Origin of the sequence: Gilliamella sp. Gris1-4, assembly GCF_001690335.1 — a bacterium.
GTDB lineage: Bacteria > Pseudomonadota > Gammaproteobacteria > Enterobacterales > Orbaceae > Gilliamella > Gilliamella apicola_P.
In genome coordinates, this window is record NZ_LZHA01000041.1 from 22,849 (window position 1) to 36,642 (window position 13,794).

Sequence of the window (13,794 nt, forward strand, 5' to 3'; positions counted from 1 at the left end):
GTTATTTGGCTTCTAATTGTTGAACTAACAGTTGAAAGGCTGTTATTAAAAACAGCCCTGTATAAAATATTAATTACCTTGTATAGCTATTGTCAGCTATCTGCTGGTGTCTCAATATCCGAATAGGTTGCTAGCATCTGTAAGAATTTATATTTAGAATCTGCCATTTTTGTTGAACGTTCATGCAAGGTATTTGCAATTACAGGTTCAAGTGTTTCTAAACGACGGAAACGTTGCTCTTTTAGTAAGATACCAGTTAGTGACTCGCTATTTGGTGCTTTTGAGTCTAGCACCAATCCTGGTTTGCCTTCTGCCATACGGCGTGGGTCGTAACGATACAAAGGCCAGAATCCTGACTTAACTAGATCTTTCATTTGTTCATGCGATTTAGCCAGATCATAGCCATGTTCCTCACAAGGACTATAAGCAATAACTAAAGATGGTCCATCATAAGCTTCGGCTTCTTGTAAGGCTTTAAGAGTTTGGTTAAGTTGTGAACCTAATGCAACTTGTGCAACATAGACATGGCCATACATCATTACACTAACACCAAGATCTTTACGTGCTTTATGCTTACCTAAATCAGCAAATTTTGATACCGCACCCATCGGCGTAGCTTTTGATTGTTGACCTCCAGTGTTTGAATAACACTGAGTGTCTAATACCAATATATTTACGTTATCAGTTAAACTCATAACATGATCAAGCCCGCCGAATCCAATATCGTAAGCCCAACCATCGCCACCAATAGCCCAAACTGACTTATCTACCAAATAATTTGCATCTATCATCAACTCTTGTGCTTGCGAAGAATCTAAGTGTGCAAGCTGTTCACGTAATAACTCGACTTGTTGACGTTTTTCCGCTATAGAGGTTTCTGGCGATTTTAAGGAGATGACTATTTCGGGCGAAATGTCGCCAGCTACATAATCAAGTAACCGTAACGCTCGTTTTTTATGTTGGTTATAAGTAATACGATATCCTAATGCAAACTCTGCATTATCTTCAAATAATGAGTTTGCCCAAGCTGGACCACGACCATTTCGATCAGTAGTATAAGGCGATGATGGAAGGTTGCCACCATAAATTGATGAACAGCCAGTGGCATTGGCAATGGCTAAATGGTCACCATAAAGTTGGGTCAACAATTTGATGTATGGTGTTTCGCCACAACCTGCGCAAGCACCCGAATATTCAAATAGAGGTGTAAGTAATTGTGATGTGCGCACATCAATGCGTTCAAGCGTGCTGATATCACGATCAGGCAATGCAGTAAAGTACTCAAAGTTAGTGCGTTGAGTCTCAAGATTATCGATACGTGATCGCATGTTAATGGCTTTAATTTCAAAATTATTACGATCACGAGCTGGGCACACTTCGACACATAAATTACAGCCAGTACAATCTTCTGGTGCAACTTGTAAAACATATCGTTGTCCCTTCATATCACGAGCTTTTACTTCAAGTGAGCTTAATGAATCAGGCGCATTGATCATTTCATCAGGATCAACAACCTTAGCTCGAATAGCTGCATGAGGACAAGCAACCGCACAATGATTACATTGGGTACAGAGTTCGGGTTGCCAAATAGGGATCTCTTCAGCAATGTTACGTTTTTCCCACTTAGTTGTACCTATAGGCCAAGTTCCATCGGGTGGAAATGCTGATACAGGCAAATTATCGCCTAAACCAGCTAACATTGCAGCAGTGACTGTTTTAACAAAATCAGGCGCGTTAGCAGGTACAATAGATGGCATTGTTGAACTGCTTTGGTCAACACAGCTAAGTGGTATTTGTTCAAGCGAAGCTATAGCTAAGTCGAGCGCTTTCCAGTTATTTTCAACTAAATCTTGTCCTTTACTGCTGTAACTTTTGGCAATGACTTCTTTTAATTGGGCGATATTAAAATCGTTTTTAAAAATTCCAGCTAGATGAAAAAATGCCGCCTGCATAACGGTATTAATTCTTGCACCTAAATTACATTCACGAGCTATTTTTGCCGCATTGACAATGTAAAAGTGTGCTCGTTTTTGTATTAATTGAGCTTGCACTTCTTTTGGAAGTCTATGCCAAACTTCATCTTTGCTATACGGCGTGTTAAGCAAAAAGATGCCATCGTCTTTTAACTTATTAACAATTTGATATTTATCGATAAACTGATCTTGGTGGCAGCCAATAAAGTGTGCACTGGTAATTAAATAGGGTGAATCAATTGGATCTAAGCTGACTCGTAAGTGTGAAGTCGTCAAACCTCCTGCCTTTTTAGAGTCATATACAAAATATCCTTGTACATAAAAAGGAGAATTATCACCAATAATTTTAATATTATTTTTGGTTGCAGATACCGTGCCATCACTGCCAAGCCCATAAAATAGCGCTTCAAGAGCAGATTTTTGTGGTATTGATTGGTCAGGTAAAGGTAAAGAAAGCCCAGTTATATCATCATAAATACCAACGGTAAAACGTGGTTTGGGTTTATCTAATCCAAGTTCAGTAAAAATAGCAAGTACACAACGAGGATCAAATTCTTTAGATGATAACCCATAACGTCCACCTATAATAAGTGGCATAGTTGCGCATTCTTTGCGCGACAGGCTTTCAGCAAATGCGGTCATAATATCTAAATAAAGCGGTTCGGCTTGTGCTCCCGGCTCTTTAGTTCTATCAAGCACAGCAATTTTATTAACAGTACTTGGAATAACTTCGAGCAGATGATTGGCTGAAAATGGGCGGAATAGCCGAACGATCACAACCCCGACTTTTTCGTTTTGTTTAAGTAAAACATCAACTACTTCTTTTGCGGTGCTAGCACCAGATCCCATAATAACAATAATATGCTCAGCATCACTAGCACCATAATATTCAAATGGTTGATACTTTCGGCCTGTTTCTGCTGCAAAAGCATCCATAGCATCAACAACATGTTGATAGACATTATCATAATAAGTATTTATCGCTTCTCGGCACTGGAAGTATGTATCAGGATTAGCTGATGTACCTCGAGTTACCGGTTTATCAGGCGTTAATGCTCGTGAGCGATAGGCTTTAATGGCTTCGTGTGGTAATAAATTACGGATTTGGTCATCACTTATTGGATAGATTTTATTAACTTCATGTGAGGTTCTAAATCCATCAAAAAAATGAACAAAAGGAACAAGGCTATTAAAACTGGCCATTTGCGAAATTAAGGCAAAATCTTGCGCTTCTTGCACTGAACTAGAACAAAGCATCGCAAAACCAGTTTGCCTAATTGCCATCACATCAGAATGATCGCCAAAAATTGAAAGAGCATGCGTTGCAACAGTACGTGCGGCAACATGCAAAACAAAAGGAGTCAGTTCACCGGCTATTTTGTACAGCGATGGGATCATTAAAAGCAAACCTTGTGATGAAGTAAACGAAGTTGCAAGTGCACCTGTCATTAATGACCCATGAACGGTTGCAATTGCACCTGCTTCGGATTGCATTTCAATCACTCTTGGTGTATCACCAAAGACATTTGGTTTATTAAACTCAGCCCAAGTACTAGCTTGCTCGGCCATGGTTGAGCTTGGTGTGATTGGGTAAATAGCAATGACTTCGTTTGCCCGATAAGCGACGGATGACACCGCACTATTAGCGTCTGATATGATCATTAAAAAACCTTTTATTTTATAGTGTTATGACATTACTTTGTTATAATATTTTATATTATTGTATCAAAAACTTAGATTGCTTTGAGCTATTTTACATTAATTTTGAAGTAAAATGCGTTGATTTTTTGGGTTTCTAATAGATGAATGATGACAACTGAAAATAAAATAATAATATCTTAGAGTCATACCATAGATTATTGTTTAAATCGATAATTATGGGAATAGTTTATAGATATTATCCAACTTATAAAGTTGAATAATATCTCCAATAGATTGTACGCTATTTTATTACAACGCGCTCGCCTGATGTAGCATGTTTAATTTCACCTAATAACCATGCCTTTTCACCATGATTATTTAGTAAAGTAATTGCTTGATCGGCGAACTGTTTTGGTAAAGCAATAATTAAGCCAACGCCACAGTTAAAGGTGCGGTACATTTCATGACGGCTGACATTACCTGCTTTTTGTAACCAATTAAATATTTCAGGCCATTGCCAGCTTGCTTCATTAATTATGGCTTGTGTATTATCAGGTAATACGCGAGGGATGTTTTCCCAAAATCCGCCGCCTGTAATATGGGCAATGGCGTGCACATCAACTTGAGTAATAAGGTCAAGAACGGACTTAACGTAGATCTTAGTTGGTGCAAGTAGGTGATCGGCAAGAGTTTTGCCATCTAACTGTTCAGTGGCAGGATTTACACCGCTGACTTCAATTATTTTACGCACTAATGAATAGCCATTAGCATGAGCACCGCTTGATGCTAATGCAATTAATGCATCACCATCTTGTACTTTACTACCGTCAATCATAGCCGACTTTTCAACAACACCAACGCAAAATCCTGCTAAATCATAGTCATTACCATGATACATACCCGGCATTTCGGCTGTTTCACCGCCAACTAAAGCACAACCCGATTGTTTACAACCCTCAGCAATACCAGTTACCACAGTGGCTGCAACATCAACATTAAGTTTGCCGGTAGCATAATAATCAAGGAAGAATAAAGGTTCAGCACCTTGTACAATCAGATCGTTAACACACATTGCTACTAAATCGATGCCGATTGATTCGTGGCGATTTAAATCCATGGCTAGACGTAATTTAGTTCCGACACCATCGGTACCAGATACTAAAATAGGTTCTTTATATTTTTGTGGAATAGCACACAGTGCGCCAAAGCCACCCAGTCCACCCATAACCTCAGGTCGTTTGGTTTCTTTAACAACAGATTTAATACGATTAACAAGTTCATTGCCAGCATCAATATCGACACCAGCATCTTTATAACTAAGAGAATTGTTGTTTGACACGGTAAGTAGTCCTTACAATAAAAAGTTGTTACTATTTTAGCAAGGATGAAATTTAATGGCGATTAATTATTTACAAAATAACCAATTAAATAAAATTACTAATTATTTTCAAACCAACTTTCCAAAATAATAATGGCAGAAGTTGCATCAACATGACCCTTTTCAAGTGCTCGATAACCTCGTGAAGCAAAAATATGTGATTTTGCTTCAACGGTCGATAACCGCTCATCTTGCAAATGTACTTGATAACCAAATCTGCCATGCAACCGATTAGCAAATTTACGAACTCGGGCTGTTAATGGTTGTTCGGTGCCATCCATATTTAGGGGAAGCCCAACGACTAAAAAATCAGGTTTCCACTCATTTAATACCTTTTCGATAGCTTGCCAGTTAGGAATACCATTGCGGGCTTTAAACGAGCATAAAGGATTGGCTGTTTTAGTTATATCTTGTCCAATAGCCGCTCCAATACTGGCAGTGCCAAAATCAAATGCGATAATGGTTGCCATGGGTCATGCATTTCCCATTTGGTGTGAAATAGTATTCATATTGATTCCAAGTGATTGAGCGGCTTTTTGCCAACGTTCATCAATGGCAACTTCATAAATAATTTGAGGATCGGCATCAACCACTAACCAATCATTACGAGCAATTTCATTTTCGAGTTGTAGAGACTGCCAGCTTGAATAACCTAAAGCCAAAAAGATATTTTGGGGCTGTTCAGGAGAGCCGATTGATTTAAGTGCATCAAGCGAAGTACTAATCATCACATCATCTGAAATCTGAATACTAGAAGCAAACCCATCTAAAGGTGTGTGTAAAATAAAACCCTGTTCATCAGCAATGGGGCCACCACAAAATACAGGTTGTTCTAGTTCTGCGCAACTTGTAGGTGATGTAATTTCTAAACGTGCAAGAACGGTTGCCACATTAAGTTCAATAATTGGTTTATTAATCATAATCCCCATAGCGCCATCACGATTATGTTCACAAATATAAATAACTGAATGACTAAACATAGAATCATCAAGTGTTGGCATTGCGATAATAAAATGGTTTTTTAAATTCATAGTTTCACATTCAAGTTAATTTTATAATGCACATTTGCCAATTTTAACGTTGTGTTCAACATTACAGTGCATTAATAATTCTGGTTCATTTGTTTCTTCATTGATCGATTCTGAAACAATTTCAAAATTTTGAGAAAGATAAAAGTTGATCGCATTAGTATTTTTTTTATAAACATGTACCAACAGTTCGTTATGGCGTTGTTTTGCTTTTTCAACAAGAGCTTTACCTGTTCCTTGCCGGCGAAAAGCTTCATCTACAAATAGACCTGAAATATAATTTTCAGTTATACCGATAAACCCTTTAACTCCATCAAGGTCTTGAACGTATAAAGTAGACATTGGAATTAACATTTTTACTAAATCACAATTTTGTTTAAAAAACTCAGGATTGATAAAGCTATGAGCTTGCAAATTACCTTGCAACCATATCGTCATTACACTGTTTAAATCTGTGGGTTTATATTCTCTAATCATTGTTTAACTCTTTTTATTTAATCGATGTTCTATTGCGTCCATTAACATACCGGTAATTGAAAGGCCTAGGTTAGCTGCTTCAATTTCACGAACACAGGTTGGGCTGGTAACGTTAATTTCGGTTAACTTATCACCAATGATATCAAGTCCTACAAATAGTAGGCCTTTTTCTTTTAAAACTGGGGCGATGCTTTTAGCTATATGCCAATCGCTTTCGCTTAAGGCTCTAACTTCGCCATGTCCTCCAGCAGCAAGGTTGCCACGAGTTTCACCTTTTTGAGGGATTCGTGCTAAACAATAAGGTACAGGTTCACCATCAACCACTAATACACGTTTATCACCGTCTTTAATCGCAGGAATAAAGTTTTGAGCCATGCAATAACGTGTGTTATGTTCGGTTAACGTTTCAATAATCACTGAAACATTGGGATCGTCTTGTTTGATTCGAAAAATGGATGATCCCCCCATGCCATCAAGTGGTTTTAAAATGATATCATGGTGTTGTTCGTGAAAAGCTTTGATATGCTGTGTTTGACGTGTAACCAAGGTTTTTGGTGTAAACTCGGCAAACCAAGCGGTAAAAAGCTTTTCGTTACAATCGCGTAGACTTTGTGGTTTATTTACGACTAACACACCGTTAGCTTCGGCACGCTCTAGAATGTATGTAGCATAGATATATTCAGTATCAAAAGGTGGATCTTTACGCATTAAAATTGTGTCAAGGTCACTTAGTGGAATTGTCTGTTCTTGCCCAAATTCAAACCAATGATCTTTATCGTTATAAACTGTTAAAGAGCGAGTTGTGGCATAAGCTTCGCCATTATCTAGAAAAAGGTCATGCATTTCAATATAAAAAAGTTCATAACCCCTTTTTTGCGCCTCAAGTAACATGGCAAAACTGGTATCTTTTTTTATTTTGATGTGACTAATTGGATCCATTACAATGCCCAGCTTTATCATGATGACTCCTTACCTATTTTGTCTTTATAAAATTGTTTTATACTGAAACATGGGTATTCCTGAAACTTTTTAACAGGTTTTTAATCATAATACCCAAATTAAAATTTAATATTTGTTGTTATCATACTCGTTACAAGTTCAGTTGCAAAGCAATCATTACTTATCATTTGTATAAGATATATTTATCCAAGATCGCCTAAATGTACTTGTAAGGCGGTGAGAGCCGTTAATGCTGCAGTTTCTGTTCGCAACACTCTAGGGCCGAGTAAAATGTCTGAAAAATGATAGTTATGTGTCATGCTAATTTCATTATCAGATAAACCACCTTCAGGTCCAATTAGTAAGTGAATTTGTTTATGCGTATTAGTCAACTGTTTAATACCATATTCAGCTTTGGGGTGTAGATTGAGTTTTAAGCCTTCGGTTAAACTAGCACACCAACTTTCTAACTTCATTACTGGATGAATAACTGGGATCACGTTTCGACCGCATTGTTCACAAGCAGAAATAACAATTTTTTGCCATTGCTGGATTTTCTTTTCGAGCCTTTCTTCATGAAGTTTGACGCCACAACGTTCAGAAAGGAGTGGGGTAATACTCGCTACGCCTAATTCGACTGATTTTTGAATTGTAAACTCCATTTTTTCACCGCGTGAAATCACTTGCCCTAAGTGAATATCTAATGGTGATTCACGATTATCTAAAATGGGCAAAGAGGTTTTTACTGTAACTGTTTTTTTATTGATTTCATATATAACTGCAGGAGTAATATGGTTTGAACCATCAAATAAAATAATATTTTCACCTACTTTCATGCGTAACACGCGAATAAGATGGTTAAATGCATTATCATCTAGGGTAACAAGACTATTTGGCTCAATGGTAAATGGTTGAAAAATTCGAGTCATAATTTTGTATATCTTATATTATTTGCAATAAATTATAGCGTAATTTAACAAGATTCGGTAATCTCTATTTAATGTAACTTATGTTTTGGAATCAGGTATGAATACATATAGCAAAGATAGGGTATTAATCGAAGGATTAACTGTTTTAACCACCATCGGCGTATATGAGTGGGAAAAGACCATCAAACAAAAATTAATTATTGATCTTGAAATGGCGTGGGATAATAAACCTGCTGGAGAAAGTGATAATGTATCACTTTGCTTAGATTATTTTGTGGTTAGTCAAACTATAACACAATTGGTTGAATGTTCGAATTTTGAATTGATTGAATGTGTTGCTGAGCGTATTGCTGAGCGTATTATTCAACAATTTTCGGTTAATTGGCTTAAAGTTAAAGTATCCAAACCGAATGCAATAGCTAATGCTCGAAATGTTGCTGTAATAATTGAACGTACGGCAAATAAATAAACTAACTAGTGGTCAAGATACTGTAACAATGATAGATAATAAAAAGCAAGATTTAATTACTAACAAAAAACATCATACAGCTAAAGGGTTTAGGCACGACGAATCTTTTAAAATAAAAATAAGTGAGTTTTTGCGTTGGCGTTTTGAACGTAAAGTTTTACCTCCTAAAGAGGGTTATCACAACTTTAATCAGACGTGGTTTGAGCAAATAAATCTTGACTTGCCCGATGATAGAGTTTGGTGGATTGGTCACTCAACAACATTGATTCGTTTGGGCGGTAAAATGATTTTGACAGATCCTATCTTTTCTAAACGAGCTTCGCCATTACAATTGATCGGACCGAAACGTCGCACACCTCCAGCTTTAGAAATCGAACAACTACCGCAGATTGATTTTATTGTAATTTCACATAACCATTATGATCATCTTGATTATCATAGCATTCGGAAATTAATTGTGCGTTTTCCTAATATTGCAATAATGGCTCCTCTTGGTTTAAAAAAAGCATTATTAAAATTGGGAGCAAAACAGATTACTGAATTAGATTGGTGGGATAGCGTAACTGTTGATGGGCTTACTTTTTCGGCAACGTCGGCTATACACTGGAGCAATCGTGGATTATTTGATGTAAATAAAGCATTATGGTGTGGTTGGGTGATTCAATCTAATATTGATAATCAAGATCAATCAAAGACAGTCTATTTTATGGGGGATACATGCTACTCTGCTGAATTAAAAGAGATCGCTAAGCGATTTCCTTCAATTGATTTGGCATTAATTCCAATTGGGGCTTATGCACCACGTTGGTATATGCAATCACAGCATATCGATCCCAAACAAGCTGTGCAGTTATATGACGAACTCAATTGTCATTGCGCAATAGCCATTCATTGGGGGGCATTTGAATTAGCTGATGAACCATTAGATGAACCACCTCAATTATTAATTGAATACAAAGCCGAGCGCGCTTTTCATCTATTAAAAATAGGTGGTACTTTAGCTATTAAACGTATCAATTATGAATTAAAATAACTTCAATAGAAACAAATATAATACCTATAATTATTTAATGTATTTGCCAAAAAGGAGAAAGAAATGAAAGTAGCAGTTATTGGGCTATCTTGTTTAATGTTTAGCCTAGCATTAGTTGGATGTGGTGGGAAAAACGACGAAGGCAAGACCTATCATTGGTCAAAAGTTCACGGTGTTTTAGAAGATTGTCGTGGTGTAATGAATAAATCGCAACAATGTAATACTAATTCCAATAATCAACAATATCTATTTAAAGTCGATAAATACTAATATGAGTGCATGGCTTATTTACGCATTACTTTCTGCTATTACTGCGGCAAGTGTAGCTATTTTAGGGAAAATAGGTTTACAGCATCTTGATGCTAACACCGCAACTGCAATTCGTGCCGTTGTAATGGCCATTTTTTTAGTCGGTGTGGTTGTTGTTCAAGGTAAATTAAATCTCATCAACACTTTTTTTAATGATAAAAAGGCATTACTTATTATTGCGCTAAGCGGTATTGCAGGTGCGTTATCTTGGCTATTTTACTTTATGGCGATCAAAGAAGGCAAGGTGTCGCAAGTTGCGCCAATTGACAAATTAAGCGTAGTTTTTGCTGTTGTGTTTGCCGTTGTTTTATTTGGTGAAAAGATCTCGTTGTTAGCAGGGATTGGCGTTGCCATGATTGCGGCAGGGGCGATATTGGTTGCACTATTTTGATATTAAATAGTGCATTAACCTGAACCTAGGCTACTTTAATAGCGCATTGAATAGCTCAACAGTAACAAGTTCACCTTTAGCTACATTGCCTCGTTCTTGTTCAAGCACAATAAAACAGTTTGCTTGATTAAATGACTGAGTAATATGCGAACCTTGCGCTCCAGTTATACTTACTTCTAATTCGCCCTGTGCATTGATTTGCAGCATACCACGTTGAAAGTCTAACCTACCGACAGTCTTTTTAAGATTTGTTGCTGTTTTAACTTTAAAGCTAAAATCCATGGATGAATATTCAAGCCCTGAAAGCGCCAAAATCAAAGGTTGCACTAATTGGTAAAATGTCACCAAGGTCGAAACGGGATTACCAGGTAAACCACAAAATAGTGCATTGCCAATTTTGCCAAAGGCAAAAGGCTTTCCTGGTTTCATTGCAATCTTCCAAAAATTGATTTGTCCTAATGTTTCAAGTGCAGTTTTGGTATAATCAGCGTCACCGACGGATACGCCTCCACTTGTTATCACCAAGCCAGCTTGACTTGATGCAGTTATTAACGCTTTTTTGATTTCGGTAAGATCATCAGCAATAATACCGAGATCAATAACCTCACAGTTAAGTTTGGTTAATAATAATTTTAGTGTGAAGCGGTTGCTGTCATAAATAGCGCCATTGCCAGATAATGGCTGACCAATGGGGGTTAATTCATCACCCGTTGATAAGATGGCTACCTTTAATTTTTTAAAGACAACAAGATCACTAATGCCTAATGTTGCAAGTGTCGATAGTGTTGGTATCGTTAATTTAGTCCCTTTTTTGACTGTGATCGCACCTTTTTTAACATCTTCACCTATACGACGAATATTATCGCCAGCTTTTACGTTACTTAAAAAGGTAATCCCTAGATCAGATTTTTCGGTCTGCTCCTGCATAACAACCGCATCGGCATCATTTGGCACTGGAGCTCCTGTCATAATGCGTAAACAAGTGCCTTGTGGCCAATGAAGATTGTTTATATCATCACCTGCAAAAATAGCACCAGCCAGTGGCAACAATTTTGATTGTTTAAAATCTGCTAACCGAACCGCATAACCATCCATAGCTGAATTATCAAAACTAGGTACATTAATAGGGGAAATTACAGGTTCAGCGGTAATCCTTTCTAATGCATCAAATAACGTAACTTTTTCACTATGCAGCGATTTTATGGTTGATGCGCTTTGAAGTAGTTGTTGCTTGGCTTGTTGAAAAGTGAGTAACATAAAAGTGGGCTGTCCTTATATTTACCAATCTATTATTGGTTCAGTTGACAAAAAGTTTCAGGTAACACTACGTTTAAGTAAAAAAATAAATTTTATATCAATATTAATTAGTTATTATGGATATCAATATAACAACGTCGCCAAAAGGCGACGTAAAATAATCAACTATACATTAAATAAGAAGTTCATAATATCGCCATCTTGCACGATATAATCTTTACCTTCAGCACGCATTTTGCCAGCCTCTTTAGCTCCTTGTTCACCGCCGTATTTAATAAAATCATCAAAAGCAATGGTTTGCGCACGAATAAAGCCTTTTTCAAAATCGGTATGAATTTTGCCTGCTGCTTGAGGGGCGGTATCGCCAACCGAAATTGTCCATGCACGAACTTCTTTTACGCCTGCGGTAAAATAAGTTTGCAGATTAAGTAAGCTATAGCCAGCACGAATTACACGATTTAAGCCTGGTTCGGTTAAACCTAAATCTTGCATAAACTCATCACGATCGGCATCATCAAGTTCAGCAAGTTCTGCTTCAATTGCAGCACAAACAGGTACGACAACAGCTTTTTCTTGTTCTGCTATTGCTTTTACTTTATCTAAATAAGGGTTATTTTCAAAACCATCTTCATTCACATTAGCGATATACATTGTTGGTTTTAATGTTAAAAAACTAAGGTATTTGATGGCTTCAAGTTCTTCTTTGCTAAGATCTAATAAGAGTAGCTTTTTGCCTTGCTCAAGATGAGGTAAACACTTTTCAAGGATTTCCACTTCAAATTTGGCGTCTTTATCACCACCTTTAGCGCGTTTTTGTTGGCGAGTTATTGCTCGTTCACACGCTTCAAGATCGGCTAATGCTAGCTCGGTATTGATAATTTCGATATCTTCAGCAGGATCGATTTTACCCGCAACGTGGACAATGTTCTCGTTTTCAAAGCAACGCACTACATGACCGATAGCTTCTGTTTCACGAATATTAGCTAAAAATTGATTTCCTAAACCTTCGCCTTTTGATGCGCCTTTAACAAGCCCAGCAATATCAACAAATTCCATGGTAGTAGGTAATGTGCGTTGTGGTTTAACAATTTTAGCTAACTCATCTAAACGGGGATCGGGCATTGGTACAACCCCAGTATTTGGCTCGATAGTACAAAACGGAAAATTAGCCGCTTCAATGCCAGCTTTAGTTAGTGCGTTAAAAAGTGTTGACTTACCTACATTCGGTAATCCGACAATCCCACATTTAAATCCCATACTGTTTGTTACCTTTTTTGTTTTAAAATATCTTAAAAATAAGGGGCGATTATATACTAAATTGCGCTATTTGTGCTAATCTTCTTATCAATAAATCAACCGATAATTAGGGCGTGTTGATCTTTCGTGATTATTTTTTATACGGCATGATGTGAGTTATAATGATTCTGCAAAAAACAACCATAACTCGATTCATCATGCCAAGAACAATGCTAACAGATAAATGGTGGGAAAAGCCACTACAAATAATGAAAAATACCGGCCGAGTTTATAATAAATCCGGGCATCGGATGACGTTTGAGGGGATCCTTTTCCGAATGAGAACCGGCATTCCTTGGCGAGATTTGCTAGAAGAGTTTGGTGAATGGAGCACCGTCTATAGACGATTTAATTTGTGGTCTAAAAAAGGAATATTAGTTGATATTTTCAAACATTTATCACAACTAGCGGATTTTGAATGGGTGTTCCTAGATGGCTCGATTATCTGGGCTCATCAACATAGTACAGGCGCTGCAACGGAGCATTCCGAGCAAATAGGTCAGAGCTGTGGTTGTCATTCAACTAAAATTCATCTTGCGGTTGATAGTGGTGGTTTGCCTATTTGTTTTGAGCTTTCTGAAGGACAACGACATGATATCACTTATGCAGAAAACCTAGTTGAAAAGCTCGATGAAGTCAATACAGTGATAGCCGATAAAGGTTATGACAGCGAG

Annotated in this window: 14 protein-coding genes; 5 read left to right on the forward strand and 9 right to left on the reverse strand. The window is 37.3% G+C overall.

Features of this window, described 5'->3' with window-relative positions; translation table 11 throughout:
• Nucleotides 1-92: 92 nt before the first annotated feature.
• The 7 genes from nifJ to rsmE all read right to left on the reverse strand — a co-directional run bounded on the left by nifJ (nucleotide 93) and on the right by rsmE (nucleotide 8,365).
• On the reverse strand, nucleotides 93-3,635 hold the full coding sequence (gene nifJ, locus A9G31_RS05280; RefSeq protein WP_065560763.1) for a pyruvate:ferredoxin (flavodoxin) oxidoreductase: 3,543 nt from the start codon (nucleotides 3,633-3,635) through the stop codon (nucleotides 93-95).
• A 280-nt stretch (nucleotides 3,636-3,915) separates the two neighbouring features.
• Nucleotides 3,916-4,953 (reverse strand): phosphoribosylformylglycinamidine cyclo-ligase, encoded by a 1,038-nt coding sequence (purM, locus tag A9G31_RS05285; protein WP_065560764.1) that lies wholly within the window; start codon nucleotides 4,951-4,953, stop codon nucleotides 3,916-3,918.
• A 98-nt stretch (nucleotides 4,954-5,051) separates the two neighbouring features.
• On the reverse strand, nucleotides 5,052-5,462 hold the full coding sequence (gene ruvX, locus A9G31_RS05290) for a Holliday junction resolvase RuvX (protein ID WP_065560765.1): 411 nt from the start codon (nucleotides 5,460-5,462) through the stop codon (nucleotides 5,052-5,054).
• Nucleotides 5,463-5,465: 3 nt separating this feature from the next.
• The gene (locus A9G31_RS05295) at nucleotides 5,466-6,023 is read right to left on the reverse strand and encodes a YqgE/AlgH family protein (RefSeq protein WP_034910961.1); all 558 of its coding nucleotides are present in this window, start codon (nucleotides 6,021-6,023) and stop codon (nucleotides 5,466-5,468) included.
• Between the two features lie 21 nt (nucleotides 6,024-6,044).
• Complete coding sequence (locus A9G31_RS05300; RefSeq protein WP_034910958.1) at nucleotides 6,045-6,497, reverse strand: GNAT family N-acetyltransferase; 453 nt, start codon at nucleotides 6,495-6,497, stop codon at nucleotides 6,045-6,047.
• Nucleotides 6,498-6,500: 3 nt separating this feature from the next.
• Entirely contained in the window at nucleotides 6,501-7,457 is a 957-nt protein-coding gene (gene gshB / locus A9G31_RS05305) for a glutathione synthase (protein WP_065560766.1), read from the reverse strand.
• A 182-nt stretch (nucleotides 7,458-7,639) separates the two neighbouring features.
• Nucleotides 7,640-8,365, reverse strand: a complete 726-nt coding sequence (gene rsmE / locus A9G31_RS05310) for a 16S rRNA (uracil(1498)-N(3))-methyltransferase (RefSeq protein ID WP_034910951.1) — start codon at nucleotides 8,363-8,365, stop codon at nucleotides 7,640-7,642.
• Between the two features lie 97 nt (nucleotides 8,366-8,462).
• Between rsmE and folB the strand changes: the two genes are divergently transcribed.
• The 4 genes from folB to A9G31_RS05330 all read left to right on the forward strand — a co-directional run bounded on the left by folB (nucleotide 8,463) and on the right by A9G31_RS05330 (nucleotide 10,567).
• A complete protein-coding gene (folB, locus tag A9G31_RS05315) occupies nucleotides 8,463-8,834 on the forward strand; it encodes a dihydroneopterin aldolase (RefSeq protein WP_034910947.1) in 372 nt (123 codons plus the stop codon).
• A complete protein-coding gene (locus A9G31_RS05320; protein ID WP_218056379.1) occupies nucleotides 8,812-9,867 on the forward strand; it encodes an MBL fold metallo-hydrolase in 1,056 nt (351 codons plus the stop codon). Before folB ends, A9G31_RS05320 begins: the two co-directional genes overlap by 23 nt.
• A gap of 63 nt (nucleotides 9,868-9,930) precedes the next feature.
• Complete coding sequence (locus A9G31_RS05325) at nucleotides 9,931-10,137, forward strand: hypothetical protein (protein ID WP_065560767.1); 207 nt, start codon at nucleotides 9,931-9,933, stop codon at nucleotides 10,135-10,137.
• Between the two features lies 1 nt (nucleotide 10,138).
• Nucleotides 10,139-10,567: an EamA family transporter gene (locus tag A9G31_RS05330; RefSeq protein WP_034910942.1), complete on the forward strand. Its 429-nt coding sequence runs from the start codon at nucleotides 10,139-10,141 to the stop codon at nucleotides 10,565-10,567.
• A 30-nt stretch (nucleotides 10,568-10,597) separates the two neighbouring features.
• On the opposite strand, the gene moeA is transcribed toward A9G31_RS05330, so the two are convergent.
• Nucleotides 10,598-11,824 (reverse strand): molybdopterin molybdotransferase MoeA, encoded by a 1,227-nt coding sequence (moeA, locus tag A9G31_RS05335; protein ID WP_065560768.1) that lies wholly within the window; start codon nucleotides 11,822-11,824, stop codon nucleotides 10,598-10,600.
• Between the two features lie 165 nt (nucleotides 11,825-11,989).
• Nucleotides 11,990-13,081, reverse strand: coding sequence for a redox-regulated ATPase YchF (gene ychF, locus A9G31_RS05340; RefSeq protein ID WP_034910937.1), 1,092 nt, complete (start codon nucleotides 13,079-13,081; stop codon nucleotides 11,990-11,992).
• A 197-nt stretch (nucleotides 13,082-13,278) separates the two neighbouring features.
• On the opposite strand from ychF, the gene A9G31_RS05345 reads away from it, so the two are divergent.
• A partial coding sequence (locus A9G31_RS05345) for an IS5 family transposase (RefSeq protein ID WP_065560772.1) occupies nucleotides 13,279-13,794 on the forward strand: 516 nt, incomplete at its 3' end.

Coding starts and splice junctions, on each gene's coding strand:
- gshB (WP_065560766.1), bottom strand. CDS start 7,457: ATGATAAAGCTGGGCATTGTAATGGATCCAATTAGTCACATCAAAATA.
- ruvX (WP_065560765.1), bottom strand. CDS start 5,462: ATGGCAACCATTATCGCATTTGATTTTGGCACTGCCAGTATTGGAGCG.
- rsmE (WP_034910951.1), bottom strand. CDS start 8,365: ATGACTCGAATTTTTCAACCATTTACCATTGAGCCAAATAGTCTTGTT.
- ychF (WP_034910937.1), bottom strand. CDS start 13,081: ATGGGATTTAAATGTGGGATTGTCGGATTACCGAATGTAGGTAAGTCA.
- folB (WP_034910947.1), top strand. CDS start 8,463: ATGAATACATATAGCAAAGATAGGGTATTAATCGAAGGATTAACTGTT.
- A9G31_RS05300 (WP_034910958.1), bottom strand. CDS start 6,497: ATGATTAGAGAATATAAACCCACAGATTTAAACAGTGTAATGACGATA.
- moeA (WP_065560768.1), bottom strand. CDS start 11,824: ATGTTACTCACTTTTCAACAAGCCAAGCAACAACTACTTCAAAGCGCA.
- A9G31_RS05330 (WP_034910942.1), top strand. CDS start 10,139: ATGAGTGCATGGCTTATTTACGCATTACTTTCTGCTATTACTGCGGCA.
- A9G31_RS05325 (WP_065560767.1), top strand. CDS start 9,931: ATGAAAGTAGCAGTTATTGGGCTATCTTGTTTAATGTTTAGCCTAGCA.
- A9G31_RS05295 (WP_034910961.1), bottom strand. CDS start 6,023: ATGAATTTAAAAAACCATTTTATTATCGCAATGCCAACACTTGATGAT.
- nifJ (WP_065560763.1), bottom strand. CDS start 3,635: ATGATCATATCAGACGCTAATAGTGCGGTGTCATCCGTCGCTTATCGG.